At 68.0% G+C, this 14,919-nt stretch carries 13 protein-coding genes and 2 tRNA genes; 2 read left to right on the forward strand and 13 right to left on the reverse strand.

The window, feature by feature from the left end; genetic code table 11:
- Positions 1–22: 22 nt before the first annotated feature.
- The 7 genes from mreD to ACFY0U_RS02855 form a co-directional block, all read right to left on the reverse strand.
- Entirely contained in the window at positions 23–703 is a 681-nt protein-coding gene (gene mreD / locus ACFY0U_RS02825) for a rod shape-determining protein MreD (RefSeq protein WP_388629178.1), read from the reverse strand.
- Positions 704–716: 13 nt separating this feature from the next.
- The gene (gene mreC / locus ACFY0U_RS02830; protein ID WP_388629181.1) at positions 717–1,664 is read right to left on the reverse strand and encodes a rod shape-determining protein MreC; all 948 of its coding nucleotides are present in this window, start codon (positions 1,662–1,664) and stop codon (positions 717–719) included.
- Between the two features lie 156 nt (positions 1,665–1,820).
- The gene (locus ACFY0U_RS02835) at positions 1,821–2,840 is read right to left on the reverse strand and encodes a rod shape-determining protein (protein ID WP_004931372.1); all 1,020 of its coding nucleotides are present in this window, start codon (positions 2,838–2,840) and stop codon (positions 1,821–1,823) included.
- A 296-nt stretch (positions 2,841–3,136) separates the two neighbouring features.
- Positions 3,137–3,550, reverse strand: a complete 414-nt coding sequence (ndk, locus tag ACFY0U_RS02840; protein ID WP_387302274.1) for a nucleoside-diphosphate kinase — start codon at positions 3,548–3,550, stop codon at positions 3,137–3,139.
- A 64-nt stretch (positions 3,551–3,614) separates the two neighbouring features.
- Entirely contained in the window at positions 3,615–3,971 is a 357-nt protein-coding gene (locus tag ACFY0U_RS02845; RefSeq protein WP_388629184.1) for a DUF4233 domain-containing protein, read from the reverse strand.
- Between the two features lie 9 nt (positions 3,972–3,980).
- Complete coding sequence (locus ACFY0U_RS02850; RefSeq protein WP_388629187.1) at positions 3,981–5,465, reverse strand: bifunctional folylpolyglutamate synthase/dihydrofolate synthase; 1,485 nt, start codon at positions 5,463–5,465, stop codon at positions 3,981–3,983.
- Positions 5,466–5,635: 170 nt separating this feature from the next.
- Positions 5,636–8,260 carry a valine--tRNA ligase gene (locus ACFY0U_RS02855; RefSeq protein ID WP_388629190.1) on the reverse strand — a complete coding sequence of 875 codons (2,625 nt, stop codon included), beginning with the start codon at positions 8,258–8,260 and terminating at the stop codon, positions 5,636–5,638.
- A gap of 136 nt (positions 8,261–8,396) precedes the next feature.
- Here ACFY0U_RS02855 and ACFY0U_RS02860 point away from each other — a divergent pair, with 136 nt between their 5' ends.
- Positions 8,397–9,320 carry a hypothetical protein gene (locus tag ACFY0U_RS02860; protein ID WP_388629193.1) on the forward strand — a complete coding sequence of 308 codons (924 nt, stop codon included), beginning with the start codon at positions 8,397–8,399 and terminating at the stop codon, positions 9,318–9,320.
- 72 nt (positions 9,321–9,392) lie between these two features.
- Here ACFY0U_RS02860 and clpX read toward each other — a convergent pair whose 3' ends face one another.
- The 5 genes from clpX to ACFY0U_RS02885 form a co-directional block, all read right to left on the reverse strand.
- Complete coding sequence (clpX, locus tag ACFY0U_RS02865) at positions 9,393–10,682, reverse strand: ATP-dependent Clp protease ATP-binding subunit ClpX (protein ID WP_353694405.1); 1,290 nt, start codon at positions 10,680–10,682, stop codon at positions 9,393–9,395.
- 178 nt (positions 10,683–10,860) lie between these two features.
- Positions 10,861–11,541: an ATP-dependent Clp protease proteolytic subunit gene (locus tag ACFY0U_RS02870; protein ID WP_361540809.1), complete on the reverse strand. Its 681-nt coding sequence runs from the start codon at positions 11,539–11,541 to the stop codon at positions 10,861–10,863.
- A gap of 50 nt (positions 11,542–11,591) precedes the next feature.
- Positions 11,592–12,197, reverse strand: a complete 606-nt coding sequence (locus ACFY0U_RS02875; protein ID WP_388630421.1) for an ATP-dependent Clp protease proteolytic subunit — start codon at positions 12,195–12,197, stop codon at positions 11,592–11,594.
- Positions 12,198–12,523: 326 nt separating this feature from the next.
- Positions 12,524–13,915, reverse strand: coding sequence for a trigger factor (gene tig, locus ACFY0U_RS02880; RefSeq protein ID WP_388629195.1), 1,392 nt, complete (start codon positions 13,913–13,915; stop codon positions 12,524–12,526).
- A 194-nt stretch (positions 13,916–14,109) separates the two neighbouring features.
- Positions 14,110–14,186, reverse strand: a tRNA-Pro gene (locus ACFY0U_RS02885).
- Between the two features lie 130 nt (positions 14,187–14,316).
- Here ACFY0U_RS02885 and ACFY0U_RS02890 point away from each other — a divergent pair.
- Positions 14,317–14,387: transfer RNA gene (locus tag ACFY0U_RS02890), tRNA-Gly, on the forward strand.
- A gap of 108 nt (positions 14,388–14,495) precedes the next feature.
- On the opposite strand, the gene ACFY0U_RS02895 is transcribed toward ACFY0U_RS02890, so the two are convergent.
- Positions 14,496–14,918 (reverse strand): hypothetical protein, encoded by a 423-nt coding sequence (locus ACFY0U_RS02895; protein WP_388629197.1) that lies wholly within the window; start codon positions 14,916–14,918, stop codon positions 14,496–14,498.
- Position 14,919: the final 1 nt, after the last annotated feature.

A 14,919-nucleotide genomic window follows, 5' to 3' on the forward strand; every position in this document is an offset into this window, starting at 1 on the left:
GTTCGAGTGAACTGACCGGCTGTCACAGCCGCTTGACCCCCTTGATGCGACCGACGCGCGCGGTGCGGGTCCGGGCCTTGGTCTTCAGCGAGCCGAGTCCGCCGCGCTGGCCGCCGATCTTCAGGCCCGTGCCGGAGGAGAGCCATCCGGAGGAGATGTCGGTGGCCTTCTTGGCGGAGGTGTTGGTCTCCGCGAGGGGGTCGTTCTCGGCGCGGCGGGCGAGCGCCATGATCCCGGGGACGACGAAGGGCGCGAGCAGCAGGTCGTACAGCGCGGCGGTGAACAGCAGGCTGCTCAGGCCGACATGGCGGGCGGCGGTGTCGCCGACGAGGGCGCCGACACCGGCGTAGAGCAGGGTCGTGCCGACGGCGGCGGCGACCACGACGAGCATCGGGCCGGTGGCCGACTTGAGTCTGCCGTTGTCCGGTTTGGCGAGCCCGGCGAGATAGCCGATGACGCACAGGACCAGGGCGTAGCGCCCGGCCGCGTGGTCGGCGGGCGGCGCGAGGTCGGCCAGCAGTCCCGCGCCGAAGCCGACGAGGGCGCCGCCGACATGGCCGTAGACCATCGCGAGCCCGAGGACGGTGAGCAGCAGCAGGTCGGGGACGGCGCCGGGGAGGTGGAGTCTGGCCAGGACGCTGACCTGGAGGACCAGGGCGACGACGACGAGGGAGGTGGAGAGCAGGATCCGGTTGACACGCAAGGGGAATCAGCTCCTACTGCTCTTGCTCGAACTGGCCGTCGGCAGGGGCGTTCGCGGACGGGGTGACCGTGACGGTGACCGTCGGCGTGGGGGTCGGCTTCGGCTTGTCGGGGAGCACCGTGTCGCGCGGGTCCTTCTTCGGGGCCTCGACGACGACGCCGACGATGTCGAGCTGGGTGAAGCTGACGTACGGCGTGACGTAGAGGGTGCGGGTGAGGTCGCCGCCGGAGGGGTCGACGCGGGAGACGATGCCGACGGGGACGCCGGGCACGAAGGGCTTGTCGGCCTGGGAGCCGAAGGTGACGAGGCGGTCGCCCTTCTTCACCTCGGCCTTGCCGTTGAGGAGTTCGACGCGCAGCGGGCGGTCGCCCTGCCCGGAGGCGAAGCCGAGTTCGTCGCTGGCCTCCATGCGGGTGCCGACGGTGAAGTCGGGGTCGTTGGCGAGGAGGACGGTGGCGGTGTTGGGGCCGACGGTCGTCACGCGGCCCACCAGTCCGTCGCCGTTGAGGACGGTCATGTCGCGCTTGATGCCGTCATTGGAGCCGACGTCGATGGTGATGGTCCAGGAGAAGCCCTGGGCCGCTCCTATGGCGATGACCTCGGCGGCCTTGATGCCGTACTGGCCCTCGCCCGCGACCTTCAGCATGCTGTTCAGCTGCTTGAGGCGGCTGGAGTTGCGGTCGTCGCTGCCGAGTTTCGCCTTGAGGGCCGCGTTCTCCTTCTCCAGCGCGGCGAGCCGGTCGTGCCGGTCGCCGGAGTCGCGGATCGCGGAGACGGCGTTGCCGACCGGGTTCACGGCGGACGACACACCGTCCTCGATGGGGCCGAAAACCGTGGCCGCGACCTGGCGGGCACCGTCGACCGGTGAGTCCTCCCCGCCGCGGATGTCCACCGTGATCAGTGCGAACGCGATGGCGATCAGCAGCACCAGGAGCAGCCGGCTCTCTCGTGTGTCCCTCACGTGCGGCGGCCGTGCCTTCCTCATAGGAATGTGCAGGTGTTCAGGTATGCGGGTGTCCAGAGGCTCGCGGACGCTTATGGGCGAGCTTATGCCTCTATATCAACGATCCGCCGTACGAGAGGAGATCATCTCGTACGGCGGAATCGAAGAGTTACGTCATCTGCGCGGCTGGGCGTCCAGCACCTGCTGGAGCGCCTCGAACTCCTCCACGCACTTGCCGGAGCCGAGCGCCACGCTGTCCAGCGGGTCCTCGGCGATGTGGATCGGCATGCCGGTCTCGCGCCGCAGCCGCTCGTCGAGGCCGCGCAGCAGGGCTCCGCCACCGGTCAGAACGATTCCGCGGTCCATGATGTCGCCGGACAGCTCGGGCGGGCACTTGTCGAGGGTCGTCTTGACCGCGTCCACGATCGCGTTGACGGGTTCCTCGATCGCCTTGCGGACTTCGGCGGCCGAGATGACGACGGTCTTGGGCAGCCCGGAGACGAGGTCCCGGCCGCGGATTTCGGTGTGCTCGTCAGCGTCGAGGTCGTACGCCGAACCGATCGTGATCTTGATCTGCTCGGCCGTCCGCTCACCGAGGAGGAGCGAGTACTCCTTCTTGATGTGCTGGATGATCGCGTTGTCCAGTTCGTCGCCCGCGACGCGGATGGACTGGGCGGTGACGATCCCGCCGAGCGAGATGACCGCGACCTCCGTCGTGCCGCCGCCGATGTCCACCACCATGTTGCCCGTGGCCTCGTGGACCGGCAGACCGGAACCGATGGCGGCCGCCATGGGCTCCTCGATGATGTGCACCTGACGGGCGCCGGCCTGGGACGACGCCTCGATGACGGCGCGGCGCTCGACGCCGGTGATGCCGGAGGGCACACACACGACGACGCGCGGCCGAGCCAGATACCGCCGCTTGTGGATCTTCAGAATGAAGTAGCGGAGCATCCGCTCGGTGATCTCGAAGTCGGCGATGACGCCGTCCTTCAGCGGACGTACGGCAACGATGTTGCCGGGCGTGCGCCCGATCATCTTCTTCGCTTCGGCGCCGACCGCCAGGATGCCACCGGTGTTGGTGTTGATCGCGACGACGGACGGCTCGTTGAGTACGATCCCGCGACCCCTGACGTACACCAGCGTGTTGGCGGTCCCGAGGTCGACAGCCATGTCACGGCCGATGAACGACATTGAGTTCCCCATCAGGATTCGTCTGGCCTTCCTGGGAGCTTTGAGGGCTTTTTCAGGTCGGCGAAGTGGGTGCGGTGACGTGAAGGCTTCCATCGTAGTGGCGCCTACGCGAACACCGCGCGAGGGTCTTCGCCATTGTCAGCAGATGAAACGCCGCCGCGCTTGTGGAGACGGTCCATCGGGGGCACCCGTTCCCCCGATCGGCACGCATATGCCAAAGGACGGCCGAAAAGATACGGCCGTCCCAGGTCAGACCGGCAGGCGCTTTGACGCCCCGTCAGAAAAAGCCACGAAACCTACGCACGCCCGGGGAAGAAGATCTTGACCTCGCGCTCGGCGGACTCCTCGGAGTCGGAGGCGTGGATCAGGTTCTCGCGCACGATCACACCGAAGTCCCCGCGGATGGAACCGGGGGCCGCGGCGATCGGGTCGGTGGGGCCGGCCAGCGCGCGCACGCCCTCGATGACCCGCTCGCCCTCGACGATCAGCGCCACGACCGGACCGGAGGCCATGAACTCCACCAGCGGCTCGTAGAAGGGCTTGCCCTTGTGCTCGCCGTAGTGCTGCTCCAGCGTCTCCTGGTCCAGGGTGCGCAGCTCCAGCGCGGTGATCTGCCAGCCGGCCTTGCGCTCGATACGGCTGATGATCTCGCCGGTCAGGCCACGACGGACGGCGTCGGGCTTGAGGAGGACGAGGGTACGCTGGCTCACGTGAGGCTCCTTGTGATCAAAAGTGTGCGGGGTGATGAGGTTACCCGGCGTGTCCGCCGGCCGGTCACGCAGCGTCAGGTGTAGTGGAGTCGGCCTGCGCGGCGAACCTCGCCTTCGCCTCGTCGACCTTCCGCCCGTAGTGAACCGAGGTCCACCACAGCGCCGCGAAGACCACGCCCAGGAAGAACATCGTCGGCACCACGAACCCGGAGGCGATCAGGGCGATCTGGAGGACCCAGCCGAGGGCGATGCCGCCGGGCCGGGTGATCACACCGCACAGCGCCAGACACAGGAACATGGCGATGCCGCTGACCGTCCACACCGCGCTCGTGGACAGGTCTTCGTCCTTCATCGCGACCAGGGCGGCGAAGCCGATGATGAAGAACTCGCCGATCAGGGTCGATGAACAGAGAGTACGCATTCTTGGGATTCAGCCCTTCCCCAGCAGCAGCCGGGCCTCGCCGACGGTGATGACGGAACCGGTGACGAGCACACCGCCGCCCGCGAACTCGCCCTCCTCCTCGGACAGGGTGATCGCGGCCTCCAGCGCGTCGGGCAGCCGCGGCTCGACCTGTACGCGCTCCTCGCCGAACACCTCGACCGCGATCGCGGCCAACTCGTCGGCGTCCATGGCGCGGTGACTGGAGTTCTGGGTGATCACGATCTCCGCGAAGATCGGCTCGAAGGCCTCCAGCAGCCCCCGTACGTTCTTGTCCCCACTGGCCCCGACCACACCGATCAGCCGGCTGAAGTCGAAGGCCTCCCCGATCGCCTCGGCGGTGGCCCGGGCGCCCGCGGGGTTGTGCGCGGCGTCCAGCACGACGGTGGGAGAGCGCCGTACGATCTCCAGCCGCCCCGGCGACGACACGGCCGCGAACGCCTTGCGGACGGTGTCGATGTCCAGCGGCTCGGGCCGCTGCGAGCCGACACCGAAGAAGGCCTCCACGGCGGCGAGCGCCACGGCGGCGTTGTGCGCCTGGTAGGCGCCGTGCAGCGGGAGGTAGACCTCCTCGTACTCCCCGCCCAGTCCGCGCAGGGTGAGCAGTTGTCCGCCGACGGCGACCTGCCGCGCCACGACCCCGAACTCCAGCCCCTCGCGGGCCACGGTCGCGTCGACCTCGACGGCCTTCTTCAGCAGCACCTGCGCGGCGTCGACCGGCTGCTGCGCCAGGATGACGGTCGCGTCCTGCTTGACGATGCCGGCCTTCTCCTTGGCGATCTCGCCGGGAGTCTCGCCGAGCCGGTCGGTGTGGTCCAGGTCGATGGGGGTCACCACGGCGACGTCACCGTCGATGACGTTGGTGGCGTCCCAGGTGCCGCCCATCCCGACCTCGACGACGGCCACGTCCACGGGGGCGTCGGCGAAAGCGGCGTACGCCATGCCGGTCAGCACCTCGAAGAACGACAGCCGGTACTCCTGCTGCGCGTCCACCATCTCGACGTACGGCTTGATGTCGTCGTACGTCTCGATGAAGCGCTCGGCGGAGATCGGCGCCCCGTCGAGGCTGATGCGCTCGGTGACCGACTGCACGTGGGGGCTGGTGTACCTGCCGGTGCGCAGTTCGAAGGCGCCGAGGAGGGCCTCGATCATGCGGGCGGTGGAGGTCTTGCCGTTCGTCCCGGTGATGTGGATCGAGGGGTACGACCGCTGCGGGTCGCCCAGGACGTCCATGAGCGCGGCGATACGGCTGACCGACGGCTCCAACTTGGTCTCGCCCCACCTCGTGGCGAGGTCCGCCTCGACCGCGCGCAGAGCCTTGTCGACCTCCGGGTCCTCGGGTCGTCCCGGCACATCAGCCTCCGGCGGGCCGCCCTGGGTGCGCAGGGTGCGGCTGCCGGCCTCGATGACCGCGAGGTCGGGGTCCCGGTCTGTCTCGGCGTCGATGATCTCGTCGAAGGGGTCGCTGTCGCTCACGGGGTCAGTCTACGGAGGGGGAGCTTGAGAGTGCCTATGGAGTGGGGTGGCTGGTCTTGTCCGGCGGGTGCGGGTGCGTTGTGGCTGGTCGCGCAGTTCCCCGCGCCCCTGAGGGACGTGAAGAGCCCCGGCGCTCCAAAGCACCGAGGCTCTCAGCCGCGTAAAACGACTCACGCTTGCGGCAAGCGCTCCAGCTGGGACTGGATGCGGGCGATGTCCTCGTCCGCCTTCGCCAGGCGGCCGCGGATCTTGTCCACCACGTTGTCCGGGGCCTTGGCCAGGAACGCCTCGTTGCCGAGCTTGGCCGTCGCCTGGGCCTTCTCCTTCTCCGCGGCTGCCAGGTCCTTCGCGAGGCGCTTGCGCTCCGCCGCGACGTCGATGGTGCCGGACAGGTCGAGGGCGACCTCGGCGCCGGAGACCGGGAGGGTCGCCGTGGCCGTGAAGGCGTCGCCCTCGGGCTGGAGGCGCAGCAGCTGGCGGATGGCGGCCTCGTGGGGCGCCAGCGCCGTGCCGTCGAGGGTCAGGCGGGCCGGGACCCGCTGGCCGGGCTGGAGGCCCTGGTCGGCGCGGAAGCGGCGGACCTCGGTGATGACGGACTGGAGGGTCTCGATCTCGCGCTCGGCGGCGTCGTCCCGGAAGCCGCTGTCCTTCGGCCAGTCCGCGATGACGACCGACTCGCCGCCCGTGAGGGTGGTCCAGAGGGTCTCCGTGACGAACGGGACGATCGGGTGCAGCAGCTTGAGGGTGACGTCGAGGACCTCGCCGAGGACGCGCTTGCTGACCTCGGCCGGCTCGCCGCCCGCCTGGAACGTCGTCTTGGACAGCTCGACGTACCAGTCGAAGACCTCGTCCCACGCGAAGTGGAAGAGGGCGTCGGAGAGCTTCGCGAACTGGTAGTCCTCGTAGAGCGCGTCGACTTCGGCAACGATGGAGTTGAGGCGGGAGAGGATCCAGCGGTCCGTCGCCGACATCGCCGACTGGTCCGGCAGAGGCCCGTCCACCGTCGCGCCGTTCATGAGCGCGAAGCGCGTGGCGTTCCAGATCTTGTTGGCGAAGTTGCGGGAGCCCTGGACCCAGTCCTCGCCGATCGGGACGTCGACGCCCGGGTTGGCGCCGCGGGCGAGGGTGAAGCGGAGGGCGTCTGAGCCGTACTTGTCCATCCAGTCCAGCGGGTTGACCGCGTTGCCGAAGGACTTCGACATCTTCTTGCCGAACTGGTCGCGGACCATGCCGTGCAGGGCGATGGTGTGGAACGGCGGGGTGCCGTCCATCGCGTACAGGCCGAACATCATCATCCGGGCGACCCAGAAGAAGAGGATGTCGTAGCCGGTGACCAGCACGGAGTTCGGGTAGAACTTCGCGAGCGACTCGGTCTGTTCGGGCCAGCCGAGGGTCGAGAAGGGCCAGAGGCCGGAGGAGAACCAGGTGTCGAGGACGTCGGTGTCCTGACGCCAGCCCTCGCCGGTGGGCGGCTCCTCGTCGGGGCCGACGCAGACGACCTCGCCGTTCGGGCCGTAGAAGACCGGGATGCGGTGGCCCCACCACAACTGCCGCGAGATGCACCAGTCGTGGAGGTTGTCGACCCAGTCGAAGTACCGCTTCTCCATCTCCTGCGGGTGAATCTTGACTCGGCCGTCACGGACCGCGTCACCGGCGGCCTTCGCGAGCGGGCCGACCTTGACCCACCACTGCATCGACAGGCGCGGCTCGATGGTGGTCTTGCAGCGCGAGCAGTGGCCCACGGAGTGGACGTACGGACGCTTCTCGGCGACGATCCGGCCCTCGGCGCGCAGCGCGGCGACGATGGCGGAGCGGGCCTCCAGGCGGTCCAGGCCCTGGAAGGGCCCGTGGGCGGTGATGACCGCGTGCTCGTCCATGATCGTGATGGCCGGCAGGTCGTGGCGCTGGCCGATCTCGAAGTCGTTCGGGTCGTGGGCCGGGGTCACCTTGACGGCGCCCGTGCCGAACTCGGGGTCGACGTGGGTGTCGGCGACGACTGGGATCGAGCGCTCGGTCAGCGGCAGCTTGATGAGCTTGCCGACGAGGTGCTTGTACCGCTCGTCCTCGGGGTGAACGGCGACGGCCGTGTCACCGAGCATGGTCTCGGCGCGGGTGGTGGCGACGACGAGCGTTTCGTCCCCCTCGCCGTACTTGATGGAGACGAGCTCGCCGTCGTCGTCCTGGTACTCGACCTCGATGTCGGAGATCGCGGTCAGACAGCGCGGACACCAGTTGATGATCCGCTCGGCGCGGTAGATCAGCTCGTCGTCGTAGAGCCGCTTGAAGATGGTCTGGACGGCCTGGGAGAGACCCTCGTCCATGGTGAAGCGCTCACGCGACCAGGCGACACCGTCACCAAGGCGACGCATCTGCCCGGAGATCTGCCCGCCGGACTCGCCCTTCCACTGCCAGACCCGCTCGACGAAGGCCTCGCGGCCGAGGTCGTGCCGGGACTTGCCCTCCTTGCCGAGCTCCCGCTCGACGACGTTCTGAGTGGCGATACCGGCGTGGTCCATGCCGGGCTGCCACAGCGTCTCGAAGCCCTGCATGCGCTTACGGCGGGTGAGGGCGTCGATGAGGGTGTGTTCGAAGGCGTGCCCGAGGTGCAGGCTGCCGGTGACGTTAGGCGGCGGGATGACGATGGTGTACGGAGGCTTGTCGCTCTTCTCATCCGCCTCGAAGTAACCCCGTTCTACCCAGCGCTCGTACAGCGCCCCCTCTACCTCGGCCGGCGCGTACTGGGTCGGCAGTTCGGTGTCGGGCGCTGATGGCTGCTGCTGAGCGTTCTCGGTCACGGGGTCAGTTTAGGGGTGTCGCGGGCGTGTCCCGAAACGGCTTTGTTCTGTAACGGTGGGGCCCCCGATGCAATGCGTCGCCTGTACCTGCGCCAGGATGTTCGGAACACATAAGCATCTGGAGGGGAACCCAGTAATGAGTCACAACCAGCCGGGCCCGTACGGCGGGCAGCCCCAGCAGCCCGGTCCGTACGGTCAGCCGGGCCCGTACGGCCAGCAGCCGCCGCAGGCCCCCCAGCCCGGCTACGGCTACCCCCAGCAGCCGGCCCAGCCCCAGCCGGGCTACGGCTACCCGCAGCAGGCCCCGCAGGGCGTGCCGCCGCAGACCCCGCCGTACGGTCAGCAGCCGTACGGCCAGCAGCCCTACACGGCCCCGATGCCGCCCGTGCCCGGCGGTGGCGGCGGCAAGAAGAAGCTCGGCCTCATCATCGGCGCGGTGGCGGTCGTGGCCGCGATCGCGGTGGGCGCGGCTCTCGTGCTCGGCGGCGGGGGTGGCGGCGGGTCGGACATCGCGGACGACGGGACCTTCAAGCTGACGGCGCCGGCGACGGTCATCGACGGCGAGTACAAGAAGGGCGACGACGCCGAGTCCGACACGCTGACCGAGAGCGACGTCAAGGACGCCGAGTCGTGGGGCGTCAAGGACCCCAAGGACGTCAGCGCGGGCTACTCCGCGGGGACGGACGCCGCACCGAAGCAGGTGATGTTCGCGGGCGTCTACGGCAGCATCGAGGACCCCGAGAAGGTCGTCGACGCGATGTTCGCCAACATGAAGAAGGAAGCCGAGAAGGACAAGGACTCCGGCCAGAAGCTCGTGGGCTCTCCCACCGAGCAGACGCCCTCCGGCTTCGAGAACGGCGTCATGAAGTGCCAGGAGATCGAGTCCACCGAATCCGGCATGACCGTGAAGATGCCCTTCTGCATCTGGGGTGACCACAGCACGGTCGCCTACGTGCTCTCGTACGACGTGGCCGGCTTGATCGCGGGCAAGAGCAAGACGATGGCGGAGGCAGCCGAACTGACCGCCAAGCTCCGCGACGACGTGCGCGTGAAGGTCTGACACGCCCCAACTGCGAAGGGGCCCCGGTCGGTTGACCGGGGCCCCTTCGTCTGTCCGTGTGCGCGGCGGCCGTTACGCCGTCTTCGCCTCTCCCGGTCCCCGCCCGTTGCGGGCGTCCCGCGGGATCAGGGTGGGGTTGACGTTGGAGTGGACGACGTCCGCCGTGATGACGACGCGGGCCACGTCCTTGCGGGACGGGATCTCGTACATGACGCCCTGGAGGACTTCCTCCATGATGGCGCGCAGGCCCCGGGCGCCGGTCTGGCGGAGGATGGCCTGGTCGGCGATGGCTTCGAGGGCCTCGCGCTCGAAGTCCAGCTCCACGCCGTCGAGTTCGAAGAGGCGCTGGTACTGCTTGACCAGCGCGTTGCGCGGCTCGACCAGGATCTGGAGCAGCGCCTCGCGGTCCAGGTTGTGGACCGAGGTGATGACGGGGAGGCGGCCGATGAACTCGGGGATCATGCCGAACTTGACCAGGTCCTCGGGCATGACGTCCTCGAACTGGTCCTTGGCCTCCAGCTCGCGCTTCGAGCGGATCGTCGCGCCGAAGCCGATGCCCTTGGCGCCGGCCCGGGACTCGATGAGCTTCTCCAGACCCGCGAAGGCGCCGCCCACGATGAACAGGACGTTCGTCGTGTCGATCTGGATGAACTCCTGGTGCGGGTGCTTGCGGCCGCCCTGGGGCGGCACCGAGGCCGTCGTGCCCTCGAGGATCTTCAGCAGCGCCTGCTGGACGCCCTCGCCGCTCACATCCCGTGTGATCGAGGGGTTTTCACTCTTCCTCGCGACCTTGTCGATCTCATCGATGTAGATGATGCCCGTCTCGGCCTTCTTGACGTCGTAGTCCGCCGCCTGAATGAGCTTCAGGAGGATGTTCTCGACGTCCTCGCCTACGTAACCCGCCTCCGTGAGCGCCGTGGCGTCCGCGATCGCGAACGGGACGTTCAGCATGCGCGCCAGCGTCTGGGCCAGCAGCGTCTTGCCGGAGCCCGTGGGGCCCAGCAGGAGGATGTTGGACTTCGCCAACTCGATCGCGTCGTCACGGCCGTTGCCGCCGCCGTTCTCGCCGGCCTGGACACGCTTGTAGTGGTTGTACACCGCCACGGAGAGCGCCTTCTTGGCCGCCTCCTGGCCCACCACATAGCCCTCGAGGAACTCGTAGATCTCACGGGGCTTGGGGAGTTCCTCCCAGCGCACCTCGCTCGTCTCCGCGAGTTCTTCCTCGATGATCTCGTTGCAGAGATCGATGCACTCGTCGCAGATGTACACACCAGGCCCTGCGATGAGCTTCTTGACCTGCTTCTGGCTCTTGCCGCAGAACGAGCACTTGAGCAGATCGCCGCCGTCACCGATGCGTGCCACGGTGTGCTTCCCCTTCGCCTGGGAGACGCCTAGGTCCAGCGGCTCCTGGTGCTGCCTTATTCCGACGGTACCTTGCCGGGCCCCCCGTTCGGGCCCCCCTTGGCGCGGTTCACTTTGACGTGCAGCGTGTCAAAGCACACGAACCGGGCCAAGGGGCGGCAGACAATACAGCCTCCGACTAGCGGACGGCCGCGTTGTTCATCTTCCGAGTGGAGATGATCTGGTCGATCAGACCGTAGGAGAGCGCCTCCTCGGCCGTGAGGATCTTGTCGCGCTCGATGTCCTCGCGGATCTTCTCGATCGGCGTGGTGGAGTGCTTGGCCAGCATCTCCTCCAGCTGCGCGCGCATCCGGAGGATCTCGTTGGCGGCGATCTCCAGGTCGGAGACCTGACCGCGGCCGGTCTCGCTGTAGGGCTGGTGGATCAGCACACGGGCGTTCGGCAGCGCCATGCGCTTGCCCGGCGTACCGGCGGCCAGCAGGATCGCCGCGGCGGAGGCCGCCTGACCCATGCAGACCGTCTGGACGTCCGGCTTCACGAACTGCATCGTGTCGTAGATCGCGGTCAGCGCCGTGAAGGAGCCGCCGGGGCTGTTGATGTAGACCGAGATGTCCCGGTCCGGGTCCATCGACTCCAGGCACAGCAGCTGCGCCATGACGTCGTTGGCGGAGGCGTCGTCGATCTGGACGCCGAGGAAGATCACGCGCTCCTCGAAGAGCTTCGCGTACGGGTCGTACTCACGAACGCCCTGCGAGGTGCGCTCGACGAAGCGCGGGATGACGTAACGGGACTCCGCGGAGGGACCCGTGTACTCGGCGCGCGTGCGGTCGTACAGGCCGCTGCCGGGGTAGTCGTTCACTTTCTGTCTCCTAGAGGCTGAGGCGGTCGGCTGAGGGCTTGCAGGGGGCCTCAGGCCCCGGTGCCGCCGCCGCCCGGCATGTTGGCGGCCGTGGTGATGACCTCGTCGATGAGGCCGTACTCCTTGGCCTCCTCGGCGTCGAACCAGCGGTCGCGGTCGGAGGCGCGGGTGATCTCCTCGAACGACTGACCGGTGTGCTGGGACGTCAGCTCCGCCATGCGCTTCTTGGTGTGCAGCAACCGCTCGGCGTGGATCTTGATGTCCGAGGCCGAGCCGGCGAGGCCGGCGGAGGGCTGGTGGATGAGGATCTCGGCGTTCGGCAGCGCGAAGCGCTTGCCGGGGGTGCCGGCGCTGAGCAGGAACTGGCCCATGGAGGCGGCGAGGCCCATGGCGATCGTCACCACGTCGTTCTTGATGTACTGCATGGTGTCGTAGATCGCCATGCCGGCCGTGATCGAGCCGCCGGGGCTGTTGATGTAGAGGTAGATGTCCTTGTCCGGGTCCGCGGCAAGGAGCAGCAGCTGTGCGGTGATCTTGTTCGCGATGTCGTCGTCGACCGGCTGGCCGAGGAAGATGATCCGCTCGTTGAGCAGCCGGTTGTAGACCTGGTCGCCGAGGCCACCACCGAAGTTGGGCTCACCGGCGGCGGAGGGCATCAGATTCGTCACGTATCCACCTGCTCGTCTTACGACGGCGCCGGGCCGTCTTCACGTGTTCCCTGTGGGCTGGAGCTGTTCGGGGACTCCACTGCCCTCGTATTCATGGACCCTAACGCGCTGGTCCCTTCGGGGAATCCCGGATAGAGGGCTGTTCGCCGGGGGCGTAGAGCCGCCGGCGGCGGGCCGCCGCTTACTCGCCGTGACTGCGCATGCGTGTGAGCGGCTGCGGGTCGTACGTGGGCCGCCACCCCATGTGACAGGACGGGCCCCGGGGAAAGTCCCAGGGGCCCGTCCTACGGCCTGCTCGGCGCCGTGGGCGTCGATCAGCCCTCGGTCTTCTCCTCGGTGGCGTCCGCCTCCGTGGCCTCGGCGGCGACCTCGGCGGCCGTCTCGACCTCGTCCTCGTCGTCCAGGTCGATGACCTCGCCGTTGGTGTCCTTGACCGTGGCGGCCTCGACCACGACGGCCAGGGCCTTGCCGCGGGCGACCTCGCCGACGAGGAGCGGAACCTGGCCGCCCTCGACGACCGCCTGGGCGAACTGGTCGGGGGACATGCCGGAGGAAGCGGCGCGACGCATGAGGTGCTCGGTGAGCTCCTCCTGGTTGACGTTCAGCTTCTCGCGCTTGACCAGCTCGTCGAGGACGAACTGGGTCTTGATGCCCTTGACCGCGGCGTCCTTGGTCTCGGTCTCGAACTCCTCGACCGTCTTGCCCTGGATCTCGAGGTACTTCTCGAGGTCGAGGCCCATCTGGCCGAGCTGGTGGTGCTCGAGGTTGTGCTTGCGGGTGTTGACCTCGTCCTCGAGCAGCTTCTCGGGGACGGGGACCTCGACCAGCTCCAGCAGCTTCTCCAGGACGCGCTCCTGGGCCTGCGTGGCCTGGTCGTACTGCTTCATGTTCTCGAGGCGCTTGCGGCTGTCGGCCTTGAGCTCGTCGAGGGTGTCGAACTCGGAGGCGAGCTGCGCGAACTCGTCGTCCAGCTCGGGCAGTTCGCGGGCGGCGACCTGGGTGACCTTGACGGTGACCTCGGACTCCTTGCCGGCCGCGGAGCCGCCCTTGAGCTCGGAGGTGAAGGTGGCCTCGCCACCGGCCTCCAGGCCCTTCACGGCGTCGTCGATGCCCTCGAGCAGCTCACCGGAGCCGATCGTGTAGGAGACACCGCTGGCGATGCCGTCCTCCAGGACCTCTCCGTCGACCTTGGCCTCCAGGTCGATCGTGACGACGTCGCCGTCCTCGGCGGCGCGCTCGACCGGGGAGGTGGAGGCGAAGCGCTCGCGGAGCTGCTCCACCGACTTCTCGACGTCCTCGTCGCTGACCTCGACGGCGTCGACCTCGACCTCGATGGAGGAGAAGTCCTCGGGGAGCTCCAGGGACGGACGGATGTCGACCTCGGCGGTGAAGTTCAGCGTGTCGCCGTCCTTCAGCTCGGTGATGTCGACCTCGGGCTGGCCCAGGACGTCCAGCTCGGCCTCGTTGACCGCTTCGGTGTAGAACTTCGGAAGCGCGTCGTTGACGGCCTCCTCCAGCACAGCACCACGGCCGAACCGCTGGTCGATGACGCGGGCCGGGATCTTGCCCTTGCGGAAGCCCTTCACCGTGACCTGCTGGTTGATCTTCTTGTACGCCGCGTCGAGGCTGTCCTTGAGCTCCTCGAAGGGCACCTCGACAGTGAGCCGAACCCGAGTCGGGTTCAGGGTCTCCACGGCGCTCTTCACGGTTCGGTCTCCTTGTGGCTGACTTCTTGGATTCTGCCGGGGCCAGAACGGCTCCGGCGGATTAGCCGCCCTGCGGACTGCATCAGACGAGAGACACACGGGCGCGCAGCTTGCATAGTAACCGCAGCGGCTACACGCCCCAAAAGGCGATCAAGCCAGGTGATCGCGAAGGTGGCCGCCAATGGCCGGTCAAATGGTCGGGGTGGCGGGATTTGAACCCACGGCCTTCCGCTCCCAAAGCGGACGCGCTACCAAGCTGCGCCACACCCCGTCTGGTGCGACACGTAGGGTACATGCCCACAGGCAGTGGAGCCGCCGCATTTACGGGGTGTGCGACGAGGGGTCCGGACCCGCTACGATGCCTTGTGTGCCGCGGTCATCTGACCTGCGGCGCGTCCTGTGCGGGCGTAGCTCAATGGTAGAGCCCTAGTCTTCCAAACTAGCTACGCGGGTTCGATTCCCGTCGCCCGCTCTGTACGCCGAAGGCCCAGGCGAGAGGTTGTCTTCCTCTCCCTGGGCCTTCTGCGTTTCTCGGGGCGTGGCCCGGCCCCGGACCGGCGTGTCCGGGGCCGGTGTGACCTCAGCAGATGGTGACGGTGCTGAAGTCGTACGTCGCCTCGTTCGGGAACACCCAGATGGTGCTGGGGTGGGCGGGGGCGCGGTACGTGCCCACGTTGGGTCCCCAGAAACGGACTTCGGCTGCGCCCGTCTGGTTGTTGATCACAGTGAGCGCGTCGATGAAGTTCGAGAGCGACCGCGTACCGCACCTGTACAGGTGGAAGATGCTCTGTTTGCCGTCGCCCTGACCGACCGATATACAGGCGATTCCTGATGCCCTGGCGCAATCCTTGAGCGCCTTCTCAGCTGCTTCACCACCCTGTACATCCCGCTTCACCCACTCGCCGTCGTGCATGGGGGAGATCCCCGGCGTCCACGCGTTCGCGGCGGCCTGTGCCGGTGCCTGTGTGGCCAGCGGAAGAAGGAACGCGGCGATCAGCGTCACG

The sequence above is a fragment of the Streptomyces sp. NPDC001536 genome, from assembly GCF_042894505.1.
Classification (GTDB): Bacteria; Actinomycetota; Actinomycetes; order Streptomycetales; family Streptomycetaceae; genus Streptomyces.

Bases quoted from the DNA above. Each gene is read 5' to 3' on its own strand.
- ACFY0U_RS02860 (WP_388629193.1), top strand. From the start codon at position 8,397: ATGAGTCACAACCAGCCGGGCCCGTACGGCGGGCAGCCCCAGCAGCCC.
- ACFY0U_RS02875 (WP_388630421.1), bottom strand. From the start codon at position 12,197: ATGCCCTCCGCCGCCGGTGAGCCCAACTTCGGTGGTGGCCTCGGCGAC.
- ACFY0U_RS02845 (WP_388629184.1), bottom strand. From the start codon at position 3,971: ATGCGTACTCTCTGTTCATCGACCCTGATCGGCGAGTTCTTCATCATC.
- ACFY0U_RS02835 (WP_004931372.1), bottom strand. From the start codon at position 2,840: ATGTCGTTCATCGGCCGTGACATGGCTGTCGACCTCGGGACCGCCAAC.